The sequence below is a fragment of the Actinophytocola sp. genome (assembly GCF_050699935.1).
Lineage (GTDB): Bacteria > Actinomycetota > Actinomycetes > Mycobacteriales > Pseudonocardiaceae > Actinophytocola.
The window spans coordinates 1-22,266 of record NZ_JBOHGB010000087.1; the positions used below are offsets into that span (position 1 = coordinate 1).

The 22,266-nt window shown below is 73.4% G+C and carries 23 protein-coding genes; 6 read left to right on the forward strand and 17 right to left on the reverse strand.

The features are described 5' to 3' along the window. The 6 genes from ACRDTB_RS24455 to ACRDTB_RS24480 form a co-directional block, all read right to left on the reverse strand. Window positions 1-315, reverse strand: a 315-nt coding sequence (locus ACRDTB_RS24455) for an MBL fold metallo-hydrolase (protein WP_431433901.1), incomplete at its 3' end; no start/stop codon positions are given. Window positions 316-367: 52 nt separating this feature from the next. Beyond that, window positions 368-1,513: an acyl-CoA dehydrogenase family protein gene (locus ACRDTB_RS24460; protein WP_431433956.1), complete on the reverse strand. Its 1,146-nt coding sequence runs from the start codon at window positions 1,511-1,513 to the stop codon at window positions 368-370. 47 nt (window positions 1,514-1,560) lie between these two features. Continuing rightward, window positions 1,561-2,103: a 5-(carboxyamino)imidazole ribonucleotide mutase gene (purE, locus tag ACRDTB_RS24465; RefSeq protein WP_431433902.1), complete on the reverse strand. Its 543-nt coding sequence runs from the start codon at window positions 2,101-2,103 to the stop codon at window positions 1,561-1,563. Then, window positions 2,100-3,308, reverse strand: coding sequence for a 5-(carboxyamino)imidazole ribonucleotide synthase (locus ACRDTB_RS24470; RefSeq protein ID WP_431433904.1), 1,209 nt, complete (start codon window positions 3,306-3,308; stop codon window positions 2,100-2,102). The genes purE and ACRDTB_RS24470 overlap by 4 nt, the downstream gene beginning before the upstream one ends. 3 nt (window positions 3,309-3,311) lie before the next feature. Beyond that, window positions 3,312-4,622: a glycosyltransferase 87 family protein gene (locus ACRDTB_RS24475; RefSeq protein WP_431433905.1), complete on the reverse strand. Its 1,311-nt coding sequence runs from the start codon at window positions 4,620-4,622 to the stop codon at window positions 3,312-3,314. Between the two features lie 94 nt (window positions 4,623-4,716). Beyond that, window positions 4,717-5,553, reverse strand: coding sequence for a GGDEF domain-containing protein (locus tag ACRDTB_RS24480; protein ID WP_431433907.1), 837 nt, complete (start codon window positions 5,551-5,553; stop codon window positions 4,717-4,719). A 243-nt stretch (window positions 5,554-5,796) separates the two neighbouring features. Between ACRDTB_RS24480 and ACRDTB_RS24485 the strand changes: the two genes are divergently transcribed. From ACRDTB_RS24485 to ACRDTB_RS24495, 3 genes are all read left to right on the forward strand, one after another. Further along, window positions 5,797-8,115: a sigma-70 family RNA polymerase sigma factor gene (locus ACRDTB_RS24485; RefSeq protein ID WP_431433908.1), complete on the forward strand. Its 2,319-nt coding sequence runs from the start codon at window positions 5,797-5,799 to the stop codon at window positions 8,113-8,115. A 119-nt stretch (window positions 8,116-8,234) separates the two neighbouring features. Next, on the forward strand, window positions 8,235-8,783 hold the full coding sequence (locus tag ACRDTB_RS24490; RefSeq protein WP_431433910.1) for a GtrA family protein: 549 nt from the start codon (window positions 8,235-8,237) through the stop codon (window positions 8,781-8,783). Between the two features lie 5 nt (window positions 8,784-8,788). Further along, a complete protein-coding gene (locus ACRDTB_RS24495) occupies window positions 8,789-9,493 on the forward strand; it encodes a CPBP family intramembrane glutamic endopeptidase (RefSeq protein ID WP_431433912.1) in 705 nt (234 codons plus the stop codon). On the opposite strand, the gene ACRDTB_RS24500 is transcribed toward ACRDTB_RS24495, so the two are convergent. Then, window positions 9,490-10,785: an ATP-binding protein gene (locus ACRDTB_RS24500; protein ID WP_431433914.1), complete on the reverse strand. Its 1,296-nt coding sequence runs from the start codon at window positions 10,783-10,785 to the stop codon at window positions 9,490-9,492. The two genes, ACRDTB_RS24495 and ACRDTB_RS24500, sit on opposite strands and share 4 nt — an antisense overlap. 3 nt (window positions 10,786-10,788) lie before the next feature. Next, window positions 10,789-11,448: a response regulator transcription factor gene (locus ACRDTB_RS24505; protein ID WP_431433916.1), complete on the reverse strand. Its 660-nt coding sequence runs from the start codon at window positions 11,446-11,448 to the stop codon at window positions 10,789-10,791. 340 nt (window positions 11,449-11,788) lie between these two features. Between ACRDTB_RS24505 and ACRDTB_RS24510 the strand changes: the two genes are divergently transcribed. Then, window positions 11,789-12,565 (forward strand): inositol monophosphatase family protein, encoded by a 777-nt coding sequence (locus ACRDTB_RS24510; RefSeq protein WP_431433918.1) that lies wholly within the window; start codon window positions 11,789-11,791, stop codon window positions 12,563-12,565. An 11-nt stretch (window positions 12,566-12,576) separates the two neighbouring features. Here ACRDTB_RS24510 and ACRDTB_RS24515 read toward each other — a convergent pair whose 3' ends face one another. The 9 genes from ACRDTB_RS24515 to ACRDTB_RS24555 form a co-directional block, all read right to left on the reverse strand. Then, window positions 12,577-12,858, reverse strand: a complete 282-nt coding sequence (locus ACRDTB_RS24515) for a hypothetical protein (RefSeq protein WP_431433919.1) — start codon at window positions 12,856-12,858, stop codon at window positions 12,577-12,579. Window positions 12,859-12,892: 34 nt separating this feature from the next. Next, window positions 12,893-15,697, reverse strand: a complete 2,805-nt coding sequence (locus ACRDTB_RS24520) for a glycohydrolase toxin TNT-related protein (RefSeq protein ID WP_431433921.1) — start codon at window positions 15,695-15,697, stop codon at window positions 12,893-12,895. Between the two features lie 2 nt (window positions 15,698-15,699). Further along, on the reverse strand, window positions 15,700-16,032 hold the full coding sequence (locus ACRDTB_RS24525; RefSeq protein WP_431433923.1) for a hypothetical protein: 333 nt from the start codon (window positions 16,030-16,032) through the stop codon (window positions 15,700-15,702). Continuing rightward, complete coding sequence (locus ACRDTB_RS24530; RefSeq protein ID WP_431433925.1) at window positions 16,029-16,463, reverse strand: YbaB/EbfC family nucleoid-associated protein; 435 nt, start codon at window positions 16,461-16,463, stop codon at window positions 16,029-16,031. Before ACRDTB_RS24530 ends, ACRDTB_RS24525 begins: the two co-directional genes overlap by 4 nt. Window positions 16,464-16,541: 78 nt before the next feature. Further along, window positions 16,542-17,156, reverse strand: a complete 615-nt coding sequence (locus ACRDTB_RS24535) for an adenosylcobinamide amidohydrolase (RefSeq protein ID WP_431433927.1) — start codon at window positions 17,154-17,156, stop codon at window positions 16,542-16,544. Continuing rightward, a complete protein-coding gene (locus ACRDTB_RS24540; protein WP_431433928.1) occupies window positions 17,153-17,722 on the reverse strand; it encodes a GNAT family N-acetyltransferase in 570 nt (189 codons plus the stop codon). The genes ACRDTB_RS24535 and ACRDTB_RS24540 overlap by 4 nt, the downstream gene beginning before the upstream one ends. Before the next feature lie 3 nt (window positions 17,723-17,725). Continuing rightward, window positions 17,726-18,667, reverse strand: coding sequence for a hydroxymethylglutaryl-CoA lyase (locus ACRDTB_RS24545; RefSeq protein WP_431433930.1), 942 nt, complete (start codon window positions 18,665-18,667; stop codon window positions 17,726-17,728). A gap of 4 nt (window positions 18,668-18,671) precedes the next feature. Beyond that, window positions 18,672-19,226: a PH domain-containing protein gene (locus ACRDTB_RS24550; protein ID WP_431433932.1), complete on the reverse strand. Its 555-nt coding sequence runs from the start codon at window positions 19,224-19,226 to the stop codon at window positions 18,672-18,674. A gap of 80 nt (window positions 19,227-19,306) precedes the next feature. After that, entirely contained in the window at window positions 19,307-20,155 is an 849-nt protein-coding gene (locus ACRDTB_RS24555) for a biotin--[acetyl-CoA-carboxylase] ligase (RefSeq protein ID WP_431433934.1), read from the reverse strand. 141 nt (window positions 20,156-20,296) lie between these two features. Between ACRDTB_RS24555 and ACRDTB_RS24560 the strand changes: the two genes are divergently transcribed. Further along, window positions 20,297-21,934: an acyl-CoA carboxylase subunit beta gene (locus tag ACRDTB_RS24560; RefSeq protein WP_431433936.1), complete on the forward strand. Its 1,638-nt coding sequence runs from the start codon at window positions 20,297-20,299 to the stop codon at window positions 21,932-21,934. Beyond that, window positions 21,931-22,227 (forward strand): acyl-CoA carboxylase subunit epsilon, encoded by a 297-nt coding sequence (locus ACRDTB_RS24565; protein WP_431433938.1) that lies wholly within the window; start codon window positions 21,931-21,933, stop codon window positions 22,225-22,227. The genes ACRDTB_RS24560 and ACRDTB_RS24565 overlap by 4 nt, the downstream gene beginning before the upstream one ends. The last annotated feature ends 39 nt before the right edge of the window (window positions 22,228-22,266 follow it).

The window sequence follows — 22,266 nt, forward strand, 5'->3', positions numbered from 1 at the left end:
CGGTTGGCCGCCGTAGATGACCGCGTGCCGACCACCGACCGCCCGCACCCGGAACCCGGCCGCGGTGAACTCCTCACCGGCGGACACCCCGATGACCTCCAGCCCCGGAATCGCCGCGTCCCGAGGCGCGTAGACCGGCACGCCGAGCCCGGCAAGGCGCAGGACGTCGACGTGATCGGTGTGCTCGTGCGTCACCAGCACCGCGTCCGCGCCGGTCAGCGCGTACGCCTCGCTCCACGTACCGGGATCGATGACGAGCACCCGGCCGTCGTGCTCGAGCCGTACGCATGCGTGGGTGTACTTCGTGATCCGCACCGCGGCCCCAAACCTACTCCGGCCCCGGCGTCGGCCGGGCACGATCGTCGACCTAGTCCTTGAGCAGGGCGCGGGCCATGACCATGCGCTGGATCTGGTTGGTGCCCTCGTAGATCTGGGTAATCTTGGCGTCGCGCATCATGCGTTCCACCGGGAAGTCCTTGGTGTAGCCGGCGCCGCCGAAGAGTTGGACCGCGTCGGTGGTGACCTCCATCGCCGTGTCGGACGCGTAGGTCTTCGCGGCGGAGGCGATGAAGCCGGCGCGCTTGTCGCCGCGTTCGGAGGCCGCGGCCGAGGTGTAGACCAGGTGGCGGGCGGCCTCGATCTTCATCCCCATGTCCGCCAGCATGAACTGCACGCCCTGGAAGTCGGCGACCCGCTGGCCGAACTGGCGGCGGTCCTTCACGTAGGCGACGGTCGCGTCGAGCGCGCCCTGCGCGATGCCCACCGCCTGCGCGCCGATCGTGGGCCGGGTGTGGTCGAGGGTGCGCAGGGCCGTCCTGAGGCCGGTGCCGGGCTCGCCGATGATGCGGTCCGCGGGGATCACGCAGTTCTCGAAGTAGATCTCGCGCGTGGGCGAGCCCTTGATGCCGAGCTTGCGCTCCTTCGGCCCGACCGAGAAGCCCGGGTCGTCCTTGTGCACCACGAACGCGGAGATACCCTTGGCCTTCTTCTCCGCGTTCGGGTCGGTCACCGCCATCACCGTGTACCACGTGGACTCGCCGGCGTTGGTGATCCACGCCTTCGTGCCGTTCAGTACCCAGGTGTCGCCGTCGAGCACCGCGCGGGCGCGCATCGACGCGGTGTCCGACCCCGCCTCGCGCTCGGACAGCGCGTAGGACGCCGACGCCTCGCCCGACGCGATCGACGGCAGCACGAGCTTGCGCACCTCCGCCGACCCGGACAGCAGGATCGGCTGGGTGCCCAGCTTGTTGACCGCCGGAATGAGCGAAGCGGCCGCGTCGACGCGGGCCACCTCCTCGATCACGATGCAGGCGGCGATCGCGTCGGCACCCTGGCCGTCGTACTCCTCCGGCACGTGCACTGCGTTGAACCCGGCGCGCGCCAAGGCGTCCCGGGCCTCCGCCGGGTACCGCTCCTGCTCGTCGACCTCGGCGGCGTAGGGTGCGATCTCCTTCTCGGCGAGCGCGCGCACGGCCTCCCGCAGTGCCTCGTGCTCCTCGCTCAGCCGGTACAGCCCCGCCACGTCGCCACCTCCACGCCTGTGTCCGTAACACCCCGATGTTAGCGCTCGTTCACGCCGGGGTCCGCCGAGTCGTCCGACCTCACATCGAGGCTCGAGCGCAGCGCGGCGTCCTTGTCGAGCACCAGCCGCTCGAGGTCGTCCCGGAACTCCGCGAGCCGGACCCGAAGCTTCTCGTCCGAGGCGGCCAGCACCCGCACCGCGAGCAGGCCGGCGTTGCGCGCGCCGCCGACCGAGACCGTGGCCACCGGGATCCCCGCCGGCATCTGCACGATGGACAGCAGGGAGTCGAGCCCGTCGAGGTACTTGAGCGGCACCGGCACCCCGATCACCGGGAGCGTCGTGGCGGACGCGACCATGCCCGGCAGGTGCGCGGCCCCGCCCGCGCCGGCGATGATCACCCGCAGCCCGCGGTCGGCCGCGCCGCGCGCGTAGTCGAGCATCCGCTGCGGGGTGCGGTGCGCGGACACCACGCTCACCTCGTGGGGCACCTCGAACTCGGCCAGCGCCTCAGCGGCGGCCCGCATCACCGGCCAGTCCGAGTCGCTCCCCATGATCACGCCGACCAACGGTGTTGTGCTCATGGTTGCTCTCCCCCGTGGATGTCGTAGCCGTCGAGCCATTCGCCGTGCGCGAGCCAGTGCGCGGCGAGCCGGGCCCGTTCCCGCACGTCGGCCATCCGCGCGCCGAGCAGGGTGACGTGGCCGATCTTGCGGCCGGGCCGTTCCTGCTTGCCGTAGTAGTGCACGTGCGCGTCCCGGTACCGGGCGAGCAGGTGGTGCAGCCGCTCGTCCGCGCTCATCTCGGGCGGGCGCGGCGCGCCGAGCACGTTGGCCATCACCACCGCGGGCGCGCGCGGGTCGGTCATGCCGAGCGGGTAGTCGAGGACCGCGCGCAGGTGCTGCTCGAACTGTGAGGTCGCGGCGCCCTCGATGGTCCAGTGGCCGGAGTTGTGCGGGCGCATGGCGAGCTCGTTGACCACGAAGCCGGCCCCGTCGTCGCCGGTCTCGAACAGCTCGACCGCCAGGACGCCGACGACGTCGAGCTCGGCGGCGATCCGCAGCGCCAGCTCCTGGGCGCGTGCCGCCGCATCCTCGGCGAGGCCGGGCGCGGGCGCGAGGACCTCGACGCAGATTCCGTTGGCCTGCACGGTCTCGACCACCGGCCAGCACCCGCCCTGGCCGAACGGCGAGCGGGCGACGACGGCGGCGAGCTCGCGGCGCATCGAGATCCGCTCCTCGACGAGCAACGGGGTGCCCCACTCGAGCAGCCGCGGCACGAGATCGCGCGCCGACTCGACTCCGTTGAGCAGCCACACGCCGCGGCCGTCGTACCCGCCGCGGGCGGCCTTGAGCACGCAGGGCCAGCCGTGCTTGTCGCCGAACACGACCACGTCGTCCACTTCGGACACCGCGGTGAACCGCGGCACCGGCAGGCCGAGCGAGGCGAGCTTGTCGCGCATGACGAGCTTGTCCTGCGCGTGCAGCAGCGCGTCCGGACCCGGCCGGACGACCACGCCGTGCTCGACGAGGACCCGGAGGTACTCACCCGGTACGTGCTCGTGGTCGAACGTCACCACGTCGCAGCCGGCGGCGAACGAGGCGAGCGCCCCCACGTCCTCGTGCGAGCCGATGGTGACATTCGGCGTGACCTGCGCGGCCGAGTCGTCCGCCGAGGTGGCCAGCACGTGCAGCGACTGCCCCAGCGCGATGGCCGCCTGCTGGGTCATGCGGGCGAGCTGACCGCCGCCAACCATGCCGACGATCGGCAAGCCGGTCCGGATGTCCATGCCTCACCTGCCTCTTCCGCGCGGGAGCAGGCGCAGCAGCAGCACGGTGCCGAGCACGAGCGGGACGAGCAGGTAGACGCTGCCGAGCACGACCTCCGGCGGTGTCCACTCGAGCTCCGGCTTGACGCCGGGCGGGCGCGACGGGTCGGACGTACGCATGATCAGCAGCACGCAGCTGGCGAACACGAGCACGATCGCGCCGAGGCCGGCGACGTCGCGTACGCGGGGGTGGTCGGGCAGCCTCGACAGCAGCAGCACGATCAGCGGCACGACCCAGACGTAGTGGTGCGACCAGGACACCGGGCTGAGCAGGAGCCCGAAGAACGCCGTGACGAGCAGTGCCGCGAGCGGCCGGCCCGCATTGTGGAACCGGCGGGCGAGGTGCACGGCCGGGACCGCGAGCACCGCGCCGATGCCGATGGCGGCGGCGAGCGCCCACGGGGCGAGGTCGCTCAGCCGGAGCACGAGCCCGTTGAGCGACTGGTTGCCGGCCCAGAACGTGGGGCCGGTGCGCGCCGGGTCGGTGACGGCGACCGTCCAGAAGCGGGTGAAGTCGTGCGGGATGATCGCGAAGATCAGCGCCTGGAGCACGACGAACGTGCCGAGCGCGCGGACCGCGTCGGTGCGGCGCCCGATGAGCCACAGGTGCGGGACGAAGATCAGCGGCGTCAGCTTGACCGCCGCCGCGACGCCGACGAGAACCCCGCCGAGGTGTCGTGCCCGGCCCGTCACCGTGCCCAGGACGAGGACGTCGGTGACGACCAGGGCCATGAGGATCAGGTTGATCTGGCCGAGGAACAGCGTGCGCCACACCGGCTCGATGCCGAGCGCGAGGATCGTCAGGACGATCGTGGTGCGCGCCGGGGTGAGCCAGGCCGGCCGGCTCGGCAGCGTCTGGATGCCGACGCGGACGACGAGCGCGAGCGCCAGCACGGAGATCGCCGCGAGGACGCCCCAGGACACCTGGGTCGGGAACAGCGCGAGCGGGACGAAGAGGAGCGCGCCGGTCGGCGGGTAGGTGAACGGCAGGCGCGCCCAGGGTGGTTCGGCGGACAGGAAGTCGTTGTCGTACAACGGCTCCCCGGTCAGCAGGGCGAGCGCGCCGGACCGGTAGACCGCCGAGTCGACGCCGAGCCGCCAGTCGATGACCCAACTGACGACGCCCGCGACCAGCATGGCGGCCGGGATCGCGAACAGGGCGAGCGCGGCGGTCCGGTCGGCGAACAGGCGGCGCGACGAGCGCGCGAGCCAGTGCCCGCCGTCGCCCTCGACAGCGGGGTCGACGGCGGGGGTGGCACGGACGGTCTCGCTCACGTTCGCAAGGAAACCACGGCCCCGCGACGACCGATCGAGCCGCCCTGCCCGGCCGGCCGGGTTGTCCACAACCCGCGAGGTTGTCCACAGAAAGTCAGGCGCGGCCGACCCGCCGCAGCAGGGCCCGGGCCTCCTCCAGGGAGCCCGGCAGCCGCTCCACCCGCAGCTCCGGCCGCCGGCTCGACGACAGGTGCGGGTCGGCCGACATGCGTTCGGTGAGCAGCCAGCCCGCGCTCAGCGCCCGGTCCCCGAACGCCGGCTCCCGCGTCGCCAGCACCGCCGCCACCGACGGGCCGAGCAGCGCCACGCTCTCCCCGCCGTCGAACACGTCCCGCAGCACGTCGGCGACCACCACCATCGCCATCAGGCGTGGCCAGCCCACGACCGACGACAGGTCCAGCCGCACGGTGAGCAGCGAGTGCCGCGCCGCCACCTCGACGCCGTTCCGGGCGGCCTGCCGGTAGACCTCGCCCAGCCGCGTGCGCAGATACGCGGGCGTGGCCAGGCGCGTCAGGTTCTCCGTCGCCTCCACCTTGCGCAGCTCGCCGCACGAGGCGTCCGCCCAGGCCACGGCCGCCGCACGAACCAGTGAGGTCGGCGCGGCATCCGGGTCGGTGGCGATCAGGCCGCTCTCGTTCTCCGGGCTCGTCAGCACGGCGTGCAGCGCGGCGAGGTCGGTCAGGGTCTCGTTGAGGCCCACACCGGCCTCGGCCCGGGCCCGGCTGAGGTTCGTCAGCGCCCCGGTCAGGTCGGACCGGCACACGGCGGAGAAGCAGACCGCGTCGACCTCGGGCAGCCCCCAGTCGCTCGGGAAGCGCCAGCCTGCCGCGATGCTCGCGGTTCGCCAGCGGGCCCGCAACCGCCGCAGCTCATGACCGTTGCCGTCGGCGTCGCCACGGTACGAGCGCCACCCGGCCGCACGTACTGTCACTTGGTCTCCCCACTGTCCGACGCCGTCGTTCGAGGTAGGAACGCCGAGGCTCGGCAGCGGTGACGCCGTTCGGGTGAACTGCCGGCGGTTGCGCCGGGGAGGCGATTCCCTACCGCCATTCCGGTGATCGAGTCGTGCGCATTCGGCGGGATCCGTCACACTATGCCCGGGATCGTGTCCTTCGTGAATCCGGCTCGTTGATCGGCCGGGTCGGGGGAGACACGTGCGAAGTTGAGGAGGATCGTGGCCACCGTTCCAGCCGACATCGAGGGGCCAAGCGATGCGGAGCTGATCGACGCGGTGCGCAAGGGCACGGTCTCGGCCTACGGCTCTCTCTACGAACGACACGTCGCCTCCGCGTACAACCTCGCCCGCCAGCTCAGCCGCTCCCCGGCGGAGGCCGACGACCTCGTGTCCGAGGCGTTCGCCAAGGTCCTGGACACCCTCCGCGCCGGCCGCGGGCCCGACTCGGCGTTCCGCGCGTACCTGCTCACGGCCCTGCGGCACACCGCGTACGACCGGACCCGCCGCGAGCGCCGGATCGAGCTGTCCGACGACGTGGAGACCGCGGGCGGCGCGAAGCTGGCCGAGCCGTTCTCCGACACGGCCGTCGCCGGGCTCGAGCGGTCGCTGGCCGCGCAGGCGTTCGCGCGGCTGCCCGAGCGCTGGCAGGCCGTCCTCTGGCACACCGAGATCGAGGGCCAGTCGCCGGGCGAGGTCGCACCGATCCTCGGCCTGACCCCGAACGGCGTGTCCGCGCTCGCCTACCGCGCCCGCGAGGGACTGCGGCAGGCCTACCTGCAGGTACACCTCGCCGAGACCACCGAGCGCCGCTGCCGGGCAACCGCCGAGCGGCTGGGCGCCTGGACCCGCAGCGGGCTCGCCAAGCGGGAGCGCGCCCAGGTCGAGGCGCACCTCGACGAATGCGAGCGGTGCCGCGCGCTGGCCGCCGAGCTGGCCGACATCAACGGCGCGATGCGCGGGTTCGTCGCACCGCTCGTGCTCGGTGTCGGAGCGGCCGGCTACCTGGCCGCGGTCGCGTCGAAGGGTGGCGCGCTCACCGCCGCCGGCGCCGCGGCCACCGCTGGTGGCGCGGCCGGCGGGGCCGGGGGCGCGGCGGGGTCCGCGCCTCGCCAGTTCCTCGGCGTCGCCGCGTCCGGGGTGGTGCTCGCCGCGGTGATCGCGGTCGGCCTGACCGCGGGTGGCGGCGAATCACGGGTCCCGGCCGCCGCGCCGACGCCGACGCAGCAGCCGCCCGCTCCGACGCAGGCACCCGCACAGCCGGAGCCGCCCGCACCTCCCCCCGCACCGCCCGCGCCACCGCCGAACGAGCCGCCGGCGCAGCAGCAGCCGAACCCGCCCGCGCCACCGGAGCCGGCACCGGAGCCGGGCGAGCCGGCGCCCGCCCCGCCGAACCTCACCGCGACCCTGCCGTCCGAGCCGGTCGCCCTGGTTGCCGGCGGCGAGCCCGCGGACCTGCCGATCACGGTGCGCAACAGCGGCGAGACGACGTCCGAGCCGGTGACCGCCACGCTGAACCTGCCGCCCGGTGTCACGGCGATCCCGGCCGGTGACCGGTTCGGGCACGAGCCCATGCTGCGGCTGAACGCGGCACGCGCGGGCACGGTGGCGTGTCCCGGCGGCTCGGGCACCGTCGACTGCTCGAGCGGGCAGGGCCTGCGGTCGGGCGAGTCCGTCACGCTGCTCTTCCGCCTCGTCGCCGCCGAGGGCAGCACGGGTGGCCGGATCACCGGTTCCGTCTCGGCCGGATCGACGATCAACGTCCGGGTGGCCGTGCGGGTCGACGTCCGGCCGCCGGCCGCGGTCGACGCCGTCGTGCTGGAGGCTGAAGCCGAGTGGCTCGGCCTGCTGCCCGGCATCTGGCTGCACCCGACCCTCGAAGCCCGCGCGGAGAACACCGGCACCAGCGCCAAGCCGATCACGGTGACCCTCGACCAGCCGGCCCAGCTGATCCACTCCGATCATGAGATGACCTGCACGGTCGGCGGGGGCACCACCTGCACCACGACGGCGGGCATCGCGCCGGGCGAGACGCTCACGACCCTGTTCGAGCTCCACCCCGACCCCTGGCCGGTCAAGGCCCGCGACCGGTCGGGCAAGCCGCGGGACGTGCACGTGGCCGCGATCCTCGGCTCCGCGCGCGACAGCGAGGTCGTCCGGCTGCGCGGCTGGCTCTGGCCGGTCCCGCCGGGCATCCTGGTGCCGCCCGGGCCACCCACCGGGCAGCCACCCACCGGGCAGCCACCCACCGGGCAGCCACCCAGCGGACAGCCACCCAGCGGGCAACCGCCGACCGGGCAGCCACCCGGGTCGGAGCAGCCCGCGTCGGGCTCCGCCGAGACGTCGAGCGAGCCGGCGTCCGGCGAAGCGTCCTCGACCGCGGAACCCACCACGTCGACTCGGCCGCCGAGCCCGCCCACCGAGCCGGGCGGGCCGCCGTCCTCGTCACCACCGGAGCGGTCCGGGCCGTCCTCGCCGCCTCCATCCGGGCGTGGCGGGCTCGGTGGGCTGCTCGACTGGATCCTCGGCGGCGGCCGGTAGGACCCGGTCCGCGACGCTCCGCACGGGCGGCTTCGGACGAACGAGACCAAGCCGGTCAGCGCGGCCAGCGCCGCCGATGCTGCCGGTAGCCGGGGGTCACTGCTCCGTAGACTGCGGACGTGACCGTGGTCGACTCCGTCCTGGCCCGGGTTCCCGAACCCGTGCGTTCCGTGCTCATCAGGCACCGCGAACTGCTGAAGTTCGCCGTGGTCGGAGGCACCACGTTCCTGATCGACAACGGCATCTGGTACCTGCTCAAACTGTCCATTCTGGAGGACAAGCCGGTCACCGCGAAGATCATCGCGATCATCATCGCGACCATCGTGTCGTACGTGCTGAACCGCGAGTGGTCCTTCCGCACCCGCGGCGGTCGGGAGCGCCACCACGAGGCCGCGCTGTTCTTTCTGATCAGCGGCGTCGGGGTCGCGCTCAACTCCGCCCCGCTGTACCTCTCGCGCTACTGGCTCCACCTCGAGGAGCCGCACGTCTCGCGGCTCGTCCAGGAGATCGCCGACTTCGCGAGCGGGTCGATCATCGGCATGCTGCTCGCGATGTTCTTCCGGTTCTGGGCCTTCCGACGCTGGGTGTTCCCCGACGAGCTGGGCAGCCGTCGCCGGGGCAGCACGCCCATGTCCGACGACCCGGCCGAGGAGTTCGGCCACTCCTGAGCACCGTGGCCGCGACCGACTTCCCGTTCTACGACGGCAGGCCCGCGCTCGTCACCGGCGGGCGCTGGTGGGTCGTCATGCTCGGGCTGGCGGCCGGGTACGCGGCGCTCGCCGCCGTGCCCCTGCCCGGCATCCTCGGCGTGTGGGTCCGGGCGGTCCTCTTCGCGGCGATCCCGCTGGCGGTCTTCATCATCGTGGTGCCCCGCCACTGGCGGGAGATCCTGCGCCCGCTCCGGCGTGGCGACCTCGGCTGGATCGTGCTGTTCACCGTGCTCTGCGTGCTCGTCCTGCTGACCCTCGGCGTACTGCTGGCCCAGGTCGCCGGCTTCTCCCCGAACCCGCTCGGCACCGCGCTGCGGGAGATGTCGACGCTCGACCGCCTGCTGATCTTCCTCGGCCTGATGCCGCAGCTGTTCGGGGAGGAGCTGCTCGGCCTGCTGCCGTTCCTCGCGCTGCTGCACTGGCTCCACCACGGCCGCCAGCTGTCCCGCGGCACCGCCGTGGTGCTCGCCTCGCTCGGCACGGTCCTGGTCTTCGGCGCCGCGCACCTGCCCACCTACGACTGGAACATCGTGCAGTGCTTCGTCGTGGTCGGCTCCGCCCGCGTCGTACTGCTGGTGGCGTACGTCACGACGAAGACCATCTGGGTCCCGACGGGCGCGCACGTGCTCACCGACTGGACCCTGTTCGGCCTGACCCTCACCGCCTAGCGCGGGGACTTCTCCGCGGGCCAGCGCACGCCCTGCACGTCGCCCGCGCGCGGCACCGGCAGGAACACGGTGAACGTGGCCGGCCGCTTGGTCGACAGCTCCAGCCGGCCGCCGTCGGAGTCGATCAGCGCGCGGGCCAGCGCCAACCCGAGGCCGGTGGAGCCGCCGCCCGACACCCCGCGTTCGAAGATGTGCTCGGCCAGCTCGTCGGGCACGCCGCTGCCCGTGTCCGACACCTCGATGACCACCGACGGGCCGCCCGTGCCCGAGCCGTCCCCGCGTGCGGCGAGCGTCACCGGACCGGCGCCATGCCGCAGCGCGTTGTCCAGCAGCACGCCGATGACCTCCCGCAGCCGTGCCGAGGAGACCTTCGCCAGCAGGCCTTCCTGCAGCCTGAGCTTGAGCGTGCGCCCCTCGGCCCGCAGCGGCGCGCGCCACTCGTCGGCGATGCCGAGCAGCTCGACGCCCAGGTCGACCGGCTCGGCGCCGACCGCCCGGGCCTCGCGGGCGGCGGCCATCAGCTCGTCGAGCACGTCGGCGAGCCGCTCGGCCTGCTCGAACGCGGCCCGCGCCTCGCGGGCGACCTCCTCGTCGGGCACCGAGGTGAGCTCCTCGATGCGCAGCTGCAACGACGTCAGGCGGCTGCGCAGCTGGTGGGAGACGTCGCCGACCAGCTCCCGCTCGCGCTGCACGAGCTGGGCGAGCGCGGTCGCGGAGGCGTCCAGAGCCTCGGCGACGGAGTCCAGCTCGGGCACGGCGTAGCGGGTGCGGTCGAGCCGGAAGTCGCCGGCGCCGAGCCGGGACGCCCGGTGCGCGACGTGCCGCATCGGCCGGGCCAGCCGGCGTGCGGTGACGCTCGCGACCAGGAACCCGATGCCGATCGTCGCGACCACGACCAGCACCACCAGCAGCGCCACCTGCGTCTGCGTGGTGCGCATCGGCCCGGCGTCGATCGAGAGCCGCACGGTGCCGTGCTGGACGATCGGCACCTCCTCGCTGACGGTGTCGCCCCGCAGCTCCGGCCCGAACGTCAGGTCCCGGCCGTCGTCGGGCAGCGTGACCAGCAGGTGGCCACCGGTGGGCACGGCGAGCTGCACGCTGCTGAGGTCGAGCTCGTTGCCGCGCGCGACCTCGTCGTCGAGGATCGCCGCGATCTGGCGGACCCGGCCGGCGAGGTCCTCGCGCGTGACGCTCTCGACGATGGCCGTCGCGGTGTAGCCGAGCGGGATACCCAGCAGGCACGCGGTGACGGCGACGGCCAGCAGGATCGCGAGAAGGACGCGGCGGCGCACGGCTTACTCGGTGTTGAAGCGGAAGCCGACGCCGCGGACGGTCGCGATCCGGCCGGCGCGGTGGCCGAGCTTGCGGCGCAGCCACGACATGTGCATGTCGAGCGTCTTGCTGGTCCGCAGCTCGGGGCCGCCCCACACCTCGCCGAGGATCTCCTCGCGGGTGACGACCTGGCCGGCACGCTGGATCAGCACCCGCAGCAGCTCGAACTCCTTGTTCGCGAGCGTCACCTCGTCGCCGTCGACGATCACCTGGCGCGCGGCCAGGTCCATCTTGACGCCGTTGACCTCGATCGTGCCGGGCGCCTGGCGCCGCAGCAGCGCGCGGATCCGGGCGAGCAGCTCGGCCAGCCGGAACGGCTTGGCGACGTAGTCGTCCGCGCCCGCGTCCAGCCCGACGACGAAGTCGACCTCGTCGGCCCGGGCGGTCAGCATCAGCACCGGGATGCCACGGCCCGCCGCCCGCAGCCGCCGGCACACGTCCAGCCCGTCGATGCCGGGCAGCCCGAGGTCCAGGACGAGCAGGTCGTAGCCGCCGCCGTTCGCGGAGTCGAACGCGCTGTGCCCGTCGACCACGACGCGGACGTCGTAGCCCTCCCGGTTCAAGGCGCGGGACAGCGGATCGGCGATCGCCGCGTCGTCCTCGGCCAGCAGCACCACGCTCACGACGCCCCCTCGCAGGCTCGGTGCCGCCGCTCACGGTCGCCCTGTGCTCGATGGTTCGCTCCGCAAGCTCCGCGAACAAACGCCCCCTCACAGACTCGGTACCGCCGCTCACGGTCGCCCTGTGCTCGATGGTTCGCTCCGCAAGCTCCGCGAACAAACGCCCCCTCGCAGGCTCGGTGCCGCCGCTCACGGTCGCCCCGTGTCGAACGGCTCGCTCCGCAAGCTCCCCGAACAAACACCCCCTCACAGACTCGGTACCGCCGCTCACGGTCGCCCTGTGGCGGTGGTTTGCTCGCAAGCTCGCTCACGACGCCAAGCCTAGGCGTGACAGCATGCCGCTATGGCGACCCACGCTGATGATCTTTCCGTCGCGTTGCGACTGGCCGACGCCGCGGACGAGATCACGATGGCCCGGTTCCGCGCGGACGATCTCGTGGTCGACCGCAAGCCTGACCGCACCCCGGTGACCGACGCCGACACGGCCGTCGAGGACGCGGTGCGCTCGCGGCTCGCCGCGGCGCGCCCGGACGACAGGATCCTGGGCGAGGAGCGGGGCGGCACGCTCGGCGCGGACCGGACGTGGATCGTGGACCCGATCGACGGGACGAAGAACTTCCTGCGCGGCGGACCGACGTGGGCGACGCTGATCGCGCTGGTGGTGGCCGGTTCTCCGGTGGTCGGCGTGGTGTCGGCACCGGCGCTCGGACGGCGGTGGTGGGCGTCGCAGGGAGCCGGCGCGTTCGGCTCCTTCGGTGGCGCCGCGCCGCGCCCGCTGCGCGTGTCGGGCGTCCGGTCGCTCTCGGACGTGTACCTGTCCACGACGGACCTGAACACGTGGGGCCCGGCGCTCGACCGGTACCTGGCGCTGGTGTCGGAGTGCTGGGAGAGCCGGGCGTTCGGGGACTACTGGCAGCATTGCCTGGTGGCGGAGGGCGTGCTCGACCTGGCGGTGGAGCCGGTGGCATACGCGTGGGACCTGGCGGCCGTCCAGGTCCTGGTGACCGAGGCGGGCGGGTCGTTCACCGACCTGTCGGGCCGGCCTGGCTTCGACCACGGCTCGGCCATCGCCTCGAACGGCCACGTGCACGACGCCGCGCTGGCGGTGCTGCAGGGCTGATCTCGCCGCGGCTAGGCGGGTGCGGGGAGCAGGCCCACGGCGCCGCGGACGACCTGGGCCCAGGTCAGGCGGCCGAACAGGTAGTGGCAGGCAACCTGCTCGTTGGTGAAGCGGGCCCAGTCGTAGCGGTTGCCCTGCTCGCGCCAGAAGACCTCCCAGCCGTAGGTGCCCTCCTCGTCCGGCCGGTCGTCGCGGATCAGGCACCACGCGTTGTCGGCCTCGGCGCCGATCGACACGATGGCCGCCGGGACGCCGACGGCGGCCAGCCACTCGGTGATCGACTCGGCGTTCATTCTGCTGACTCCTCGGGTTGCTCCGCGCTGTCGCTCACGCGCTCACGTCCGCGGTGATGTCGGCCAGGTAGCCGAGCGCGACGAGCTCCATGGCCGAGTGCGTGGTGCGGTAGCGGATACCGCCGCCAGTCTGCGCGAACCACGCCGCGGACATGGCCCGCCACACCGGCAGCGGGCGCAGCACCCGGTACCGGCGGTAGCCGAGCTCCAGGTGCGCCGGCGGCAGCGACCGCTGCGCGAACGGCGTGCCGGCCGCGGCGAACACCCGGCCCTCCCACCGGCCGAACCGGTCGAGCTCGGCGCCTTCCTCGAGCACCTCGGCCTCGGCCTCCGCGCTGCCGCCCTCGGGGTACTGCTCCCCGGGAGGCCACGCGAACTCCACACCTTCGCGGCTGATGCCGTGTGGCGTCACGCTGCCGAACCGCACCAGGTACCGGCGTTCCCAGTCCCGCTCGTTCTCGCCACCGAGCGGGTCGTGGCCCGCTGCCAGCTCCGTGACCCGCGGCGAGTCCGCCGGCAGCGCGCCGGAGGGCTCCAGCGGCGCCACGCCCTCGTGCAGCGCCGCCCTTCGCTCGGCACTGTCGACGAGGTCGGCCCGCGGGTGGTCACCCGGCCCGAACCGCAGGCCCGCGGCGTAGTCGAGCTCCGCGGGCGGCGCGGGCAGCTGACGCGCCGGCCGGTCCGCGGCCACCGGCATGTGCCCGATGGGGAACATGTGCACCCAGAACAGCGCGAGCGCCTCGTCCTGGTCCGCCGCCTCGGCGGCCGCGGCTGCCGGCGACGCCGGGGGGACGGCGGCGCTGTAGCCGCCCTTGCGGGGTTCGGGGAGGAATGCGTCCGAGCGCCCGCCGCCGGCCGCGACCGCACCGGGCACACCGCCCGCTGGACCACCGCTCCCTGGACCACCGATTCCGGGGCCGCCGGTACGTGGAGCGCCAGTCCCAGGAGCGCCGGTTCCAGGAGCGCCGATGCCTGGGGCGCCGGGCACGGGGCGTTGGGTGCCCGCTCCTGGTGCGGCTGCGCCGGCCGCACCGCCGGATCCCTGACGGCCGGCGCCTTCGCCGACTGCGCGGCCCGTGTCACCGGGTGCCGCGGGCGTGCCGGGGACCGTCGGAGTGCCCGCGCCGGGCATCGCACCACCGAGCACGGGACGAGCAGCGCCGGCGGCCGGAACGCCTGGCGCACCACCGATCGCGCCGCCGGGCGTGGGGCGCGCGCCGCCGGGAGCGTGCCCACCCGGGGCGGCGCCACCGGAGATCGGACCGCCGACCACTCCGGGGGCGGGTGCTCCGGGAGCGCCGCCGAAGGCCGGACCACCGCCGCCGAGAATCGGGGAGCCGCCGAGATTGCCCGGGCTCGCACCGGGAGCCGGCGCGCCGCCGACCACCGGGGCCGCTGGTGGCAGGTTCGCCACCGGGTTGGCGCCCGCGAGCTCCACGCCACCCGCGAAGCCCGCCTGCACCGTCTGTCCGGTCGGCGGCGTCGGGCGGTCCTCGTCCAGGCTCAGGCCCCACGAGCTGTCGAACGGCACCGGGCCGGTGATCTCCGGATCGCCGTACCCGCCGCCGACGTTCCCCGCGCCGCCGGCGACCGCGTGCACGGCGTCGCCCACGAGATTGCCGCCGTGCCCGATCCCCGGCGCATCGCCCACGAGGTTCGCCGGCCCGGGCGCCGCGTCGCCGGCCGCAGCACGCCCGGCCTCACCGACCACCTCGGCCGCACCACGCCCGGCATCGCCCACGACACCGGCCGTGCCTTGCCCCACATCGCTCACGACACCGGCCGCGCCACGCCCGGTGTCACCAACAGCACCACGCCCAGCCTCACCGACAACCTCCCCCGCACCACGCCCGGCCTCGCCCACCAGACCGGCCGCACCACGTCCCGTGTCGCCGACGAGACCGGCCACGCCATGCCCCACATCGCCAACCGCACCACGCCCAGCCTCACCAACAACCTCCGCCGCGCCACGCCCCGTGTCAGCCACCAAACCAGCAGCACCATGCCCGGTGTCGCCCACCAGACCGGCCGCACCACGCCCCAGATCCGCGGCGCCGTGCCCCGTGCTGCCCACCAGCTCCGCCCCACCGCGGACCGTGTCGCCCACCAGGTTTCCGGCCGCTCCCGCGGGACCCGAACCGCCCGAACCGTGCCCACCGTCGACCACACCGGCCGCGCCGTGCCCGGTGTCCCCGACGAGGTTCGAGGCGCCGTGGGCCGTGTTCGCGACGAGGTCGGTCGCGCCTCGGGTGGTGTCGGTGAGTGCGCCGGTCAGCGGCCGGGGGCCGTGGGTGCCCGGGTTGGCGTCGACCGCGTCGCGCACCCCGGACATGTCCACACCGGACGCCGGCCGTACGGCGTCGACCAGGTGCGACTCGATGTTCGCCACGTTCGCGGACGTGCCGTTGATCGCGGTCTCCAGTCCGGCGAGGGCCATCGGGTGGCCGGCCGCAGCCGCGCTGTGGGCGGCGTCGGAGTTCTGGGCCAGCGACACCAGGTTCCGCACGATCTCGACCTTCGCGGCACCCACCTGCCCGGCGGCGTGCTCCAGGCGGTCGGCCGCGTCGTTCATGCCGCGGACCGTGGACGTCAGGTGGCCCGAGTCCGGCTCGACGAACGTCTGCCAGTGCTGCGTGGCCGCGGTCCCGGTGTCCCCACGCACCGAACCGAGCGCGCCCCGCACGGTCGTGTCCGCATCCGTCGTGACGGTCGACATGCTCGTGGCGGCCTCACGCCACGCCTGGGCCTGCCTGGCCATGGCCTCCTCGTCGGCCTCCGGCCACGCCACGCCCGCCTGCGCGGCGACGTCGGTGAGCTCGGGGGGAAGCTCGATGCCCATGGCTAGGCCTCGGCCACGTCGGGTCCGGCGGCGCGTAGGCGCTGGACGCCGTGCTGGTCGTCGCCCTCGTACCGCGCCGCCGTGTCGGTGAACCGGGTGCCGACCGAACCGAGCCGCGACGGCAGGTCACCCAGCTGCCGCAACGTGGCGTCGGAGGGACCGGCGTGCGCGCCGCCGAAGCTCTGCCCGACGGCGTCCGACCCCCAGCACGCACCGGCTTCAGCCAGCGCCGCGGCCAGCGTGCTGTGGATCGACGTGACCTCGTCGACCAGCGGGTCCAACTGTCCGGCCTGCCGGGCCAGCCGGGCCGGATCGACCTCGTACCCGTCGCTCATCGCTTCCCACCCCCGGCACGCATCCAGCTGAGGTCCTCGAAGGTCTCGTCGGCATCCGGCGGCTCCGGCTTGAGCTCCGCCGGGCTGAGGTCGGCCGTACCACGCAGCAGCGCGTCGGGGTCGGTGTCCGCCGGCAGCAGCGGCGCGATCGTCTCGCCGGCCGCGCGGGACACCTTCGCGGCCGCGGTCTCGGTCAGCTTGACGATGGCCGCGGCGAGCTCGTGCGGGCGCAGCTTGCGGTACGCGGAGTCGACGATGACCAGCTCGGTGAGCCGGCCATGCGCGCCGACGGTGACCGTCACCAGACCGTCCTCGCTGGTCGCCGACTGCTGGAGGGTGGTGAGCTTGCGGTGTACGGCGCCTAACTGCTCCCGGCTGCGGCGGTACCCCGCGAGCAGTTCCTCGACCTGAGCTCGGTGGTCAGCCTCCACGGCTACCTCCGCTGGGGTGACGGCATGGTCGTCGGTCTCGACTTGGACGCGGGTCCGGGCGCCTCGGTTCCGGTGACTTCAACGACTCCGCAACGCCGCGGACACGGCCGAGTGCACCACACGTGCGAGCGCCGCACCGATCGGCGAGCGCGGGCCGCCGAAGGACTCGGCCGGACCGTCCGCCGGGCACAGCACGGCCGTCGCGTCCGTGCTCGTGCCGGTGCCGGGCACGCCCGCGTCCCGCAGCGCCTGTGCCTTCGCCTCGGCGACCGTGGCGACCGCGTTGACCAGTGCGGCCGGGGACAGCCGGACGGGCGCGAAGCACACCGCGTTGATCGTCCCGGGCCCGGTCGCCACCGCGTCGGCGGGCGCGGCCGCCCACGTGGGGTGCGAGCCGACGCCGGTGGTGACCGACGCGTGCACGCCGTCCTCCTCCCGGTGCAGGACCTCGCGGACGTCGACGGCGGTGAGGAACCCGGTGCCCTCGCCGGCCAGTCCGAGCGCGCCCGCGAGCTCCCTCAGGTGCACGTCGGGGTCGAGCCGGGCGTAGCCGTCGGGCACGGTCGCGTTCAGCACCCAGTGCCGCACGCCGAGCCCGCCGCCGAGCGGGCCGGACGAGATCGTCAGCAGCGGGGTGGGCAGGCGCCACACCAGCACCGCCGAGCCGGCCACCGACGCGAGCCGCGGCGTCACCGGACTTCCCCACTAATTTCCTTGCGTACCAACGCCCGCCGCTTGCCACGCCGGTCCACGAGCGCGAAGCCCGCGGCGAGGAACATGTTCAGCGTGCCGTGGTAGACGTCGCCCGACGACCGGCGCGTGCCCTCGGTGTCCACCGGATGGCCCTCCACCGCCGCCGCCCCGTGCTCGCCCGCGTAGTCCACGGCGGCGTCCAGCAGCGTGGCGGCGAGACCCCGGCGGCGCGCCCGCCGGTGCACGAAGAAGCAGGTGACCGACCACGTGTCCGGACCGGCGTCGGACCGCGTGATCTTGGAGGTGTCCAGCCGCGGGTAAGTCGGTCTCGGCGCGACCGCCACCCAGCCCAGCGGCTCGTCGTCCTCGACCGCGAGCAGGCCGAGCGGCGCTCGCGCGTCGACCTTCTCCCGCAGGTACCTCTTGTTGCCTTCGCCCCAGTTGGCGTCGATCTCCTTGCCCGGCCGCATGAACCAGCAGCACCAGCAGGCGCCGACCGTCTTGTTCGCGCTGAACAACGTCTCCAGCGCGGGCCAGGTCCGTGGGGTCAGCTCGAGGATGTCCATGGGTCACCCCCGCAGCGCACGGACCACGCGGGACGGGCTCGGCCGGCCCAGCTCGCCGGCCAGCCAGGCGCTGGTGTCGGCGAGCCTGTCGAGGTCCACGCCGGTCCGCACGCCGAGCCCGTCGAGCAGCCAGACCAGATCCTCGGTGGCGAGGTTGCCGGTGGCCGACTCCGCGTACGGGCAGCCGCCGAGCCCGCCCGCCGAGGAGTCCACTGTGGTCACCCCATGACGAAGCGCGGCGAGCGTGTTGGTCAGCGCCTGGCCGTAGGTGTCGTGGAAGTGCACGGCGAGCGCGTCCATTCCCACGCCGGCCGCCGCGAACGCGTCGAGCAGCGCCGAGACCTGGCCCGCGGTGGCCACGCCGATCGTGTCGCCGAGGGAGAGCTGCGAGCAGCCCAGGTCGAGCAGCCGCCTGCCGACCGAGACGACCGCCGCCGGATCGACGGCGCCCTCCCACGGGTCGCCGAAGCACATCGAGACGTACCCGCGCACGTCCATGCCCTCGGCGAGCGCGCGGGTGAGGACCGGCTCGAACATCTCCAGCTGCGAGTCGAGCGTGCGGTTGAGGTTGCGGCTCGCGAACGACTCGGTGGCGCTGGCGAAGATCGCGATGTGCCGCACGCCGGCCGCGAGCGCGCGGTCCAGCCCGCGCTCGTTGGGCACCAGCACGGGGTAGCGCACACCGTCCCGCATGGACAGCCCGGAGAGCAGCTCCTCGGCGTCGGCGAGCTGCGGCACCCACTTGGGGTGCACGAAGCTCGTCGCCTCGATCGTCGACAGGCCCGCGTCGGCGAGCCGGTCGAGGAACTCGAGCTTGACCGCGACCGGCACGACGGCCTGCTCGTTCTGCAGCCCGTCGCGCGGTCCGACCTCCCAGATCGTGACGGCGGCCGGCAGCCCCCCGCCCGGTACCCGGACCGGGAGCCCGAGATCCCGCGCGGTCATCAACTCAGCCCTGCGGCGGTTGGAGCTGGGTGCTCTGCGGGGGCTGCTCGGAGACGCCGCCGGCGAAGTCGTCGTGCGGGTTGTCGTTGACCTCGCGGTAGATCAGGGTGTGCACCCTCTCCACCTTGGGGATGTCGTCGAACTCCAGCGGCTCCTGCGAGGCGGACTCGATGATCAGCGTGCCGCAGCCGAAGATCCGGTCGGCCAGACCGTGCTCGAACCGGACGCTGTTGATGCGGCCCAGCGGGATGTCGATGCCGGTCCGGTTGATCACGCCCTCGCGGGCCATCACGCGGTCGGTCGTCACGATGAAGTGAGTCGTCCGCCAACGGATGAACGGCACGAAGAACAGCCAGACCAGGATCGCCAGGCCGACGACGCCGATGGCGATCCAGGCGATCATGTTCCACGACTGGTCTCGCACGAGATACGCGAGCCACCCGCCGAGCGCCAGGGTGACGATCAGCACGAGGTAGGGCACCAGAAGCATCTTCCAGTGCGAGTGTTTGTGGAGAATGACGCGCTCGCCGTCGCTGAGCAGGTCGTCTGGATAAGGCACGGCGTCCTCCCGGTAGCGCCTCTCCGATGGTGACCGGGTTACCGTACCGGCGAGCGGCGAGGAGTGGGTGCGCGGACCGGTCAATCCTGGTCGGCGTTTCTCAGGTGGACCACGTCACCGGCGGAGATCGCGGCGACCGAGCCGTCGTCGGCCTTGATCAACAGCTGGCCGCGGGAGTCGAGGTCGACCGCGACGCCGGTGCGGGCCGAGCCGTCCGGCAGCTCCGCGCGCACCCGCTGGCCGATGCTCCCGCACGCCTCGCGGTAGCCGGTGAGCACGCCGCTGCGCTCGACGTCGCCCTCGGCGAGCCGCCAGGCCGACTCCAGCTCGACGAACGCGCGCAGCCACCAGGCGGCGAGCACGTCACGGTCGGTCGTCCTCGCGCCGTGTGCCGCGAGGGAGGTGGCCGCGAGCCCGCCCGGGCCGGCCGGCACGTCCCCGGGCAGCGGGCCGACGTTGAGGCCGATGCCGACGACCGCGGCCTGGGCGGCGCCGTCGGGCACGGACTCGGCGAGCACGCCGGCGCACTTGGCACCGCCGATCATGAGGTCGTTGGGCCACTTGAGGCTCGCGGTGACCCCGGCCTCGGCGGCGACGTGCATGAGCGCGAGACCGGCGACCAGGCCGAGCGTGCCCAGGCGCTCGGGGGGCACGGCGGACGGGCGCAGCAGCACGGACAGGTAGATCCCGGTCCCGGCCGGCGAGACCCACCGGCGGTCCCGCCGCCCACGCCCGGCGGTCTGGGTCTGCGCGATCAGCACAGAGCGGTCCGCGCCACCCCGCCCGGCCGTCGCGACCAGGTCGGCGTTGGTCGACCCGGTGCTGGCCACGACGTCCAGCGCGGCGTAGGGACCGTTCGGCGCCACCAGCTGCTCCCGGAGGACCAGCACGTCCAGTTCATCCGGCTTGTCGCCACGTTGTCCGGTCACGGAGTTCAACCTACCGGGACGAGAGCCGGTGAACAGGTCCCCGCGGTCACTCCTCGGCGGGGCCGCGTCCGGTGTCCGGCTTGTCCGGCCGTGACCGAAGCAACGCTGCGACCTGCGATCCGGTGGCTAGGCTCGACAGACATGAGCAGTGCCACCGCGCCACTCGGCGAGCCGCCCGCGGGAGATGCCGACATCCACACGACCGCCGGCAAGCTCGCCGACCTGTACCGGCGCAGCGAGGAGGCCGTGCACGCGGGTTCCGAGCGGGCGGTGGCCAGGCAGCACGCGCGCGGCAAGAAGACCGCCCGCGAGCGGATCGACATGCTGCTCGACCCCGGGTCGTTCGTCGAGCTCGACGAGCTGGCCCGGCACCGGTCCACCAACTTCGGGCTGGAGGCCAACCGGCCCTACGGCGACGGCGTGGTCTCCGGGCACGGCACGATCGACGGCCGCCCGGTGTGCGTGTTCAGCCAGGACGTCACGGTGTTCGGCGGCGCGCTCGGTGAGGTGTACGGCGAGAAGATCCTCAAGGTGATGGACCTGGCCGTGAAGACCGGCCGGCCGATCATCGGCATCAACGAGGGCGGCGGCGCGCGCATCCAGGAGGGCGTGGTGTCCCTCGGCCTGTACGGCGAGATCTTCATCCGCAACACCCGCGCGTCCGGCGTCGTCCCGCAGATCTCGCTGATCATGGGCGCGAACGCGGGTGGGCACGTGTACTCCCCGGCGCTGACCGACTTCGTGGTGATGGTCGACCAGACCTCGCACATGTTCATCACCGGCCCGGACGTGATCAAGACCGTCACCGGCGAGGACGTCGGCTTCGAGGACCTCGGCGGCGCGCGCACGCACAACACGAAGTCCGGCAACGCGCACTACCTCGCCGCCGACGAGGACGACGCGATCTCCTACGTCAAGGAGCTGCTGTCGTTCCTGCCGTCCAACAACCTGTCCGACCCGCCGATCTTCTCCGGCTTCACCGAGGCGGCTGCGGTGGCCGAGTCGATCACCGACGTCGACCGCGAGCTGGACGAGCTGATCCCCGACTCGCCCAACCAGCCCTACGACATGCACGAGGTGATCACGCACATCGTCGACGACGGCGAGTTCCTCGAGGTGCATCCGCTGTTCGCACCGAACGTGCTCGTGGGCTTCGGCCGGGTGGAGGGCGCGAGCGTGGGCATCGTGGCGAACCAGCCGACCCAGTTCGCCGGCTGCCTGGACATCAACGCCTCGGAGAAGGCGGCCCGGTTCGTGCGGACCTGCGACGCGTTCAACGTGCCGGTGCTGACCTTCGTCGACGTGCCCGGCTTCCTGCCCGGCACCGACCAGGAGTGGAACGGCATCATCCGCCGCGGCGCCAAGCTGATCTACGCCTACGCCGAGGCCACCGTTCCCAAGGTCACCGTGATCACCCGCAAGGCCTACGGCGGCGCGTACGACGTGATGGGCTCCAAGCACCTCGGCGCGGACATGAACCTCGCCTGGCCCACCGCGCAGATCGCGGTGATGGGTGCCCAGGGTGCGGCGAACATCGTGCACCGCAAGACGCTCGCCGCAGCCGCCGACCGGGGCGAGGACGTGGACGAGCTGCGGGCCCGGTTGCAGCAGGAGTACGAGGACACCCTGTGTAACCCGTACCAGGCGGCCGAGCGCGGCTACGTCGACGCGGTCGTCCCGCCTTCGCACACCCGCGGCCACGTGGCCCGGGCCCTGCGGCTGCTGCGCGAGAAGCGGGAGACCCTGCCCCCCAAGAAGCACGGGAACATCCCCCTGTGAGCGGCGGCGGCAGCAGCGGCGGCGGCAGCGGCGGCGGCGAATGCCAGGAAGGCGTCCTTCACGGCACTGAGCGTCCGGAAGGCGTCCTTCCTGGCAGGCCGGTCCTGCGGGTCGTGCGGGGAAATCCGGACGACGAGGAGCTGGCCGCGCTGACCGCCGCCGTGGTGGCACTCGCGTCGGCCGGTGCCGAGCGGGCGGAACCGCCTCCCCGCTCCCGGTGGTCGGACCGTGGTTCGCTGATGCGTACCCCGCACCGGCACGGGCCCGGTGCGTGGCGCGCGTCAGCCTTCTAGCAAGCCCGCCACCTGGGTCAGGCAGACTTCGCTGACCGG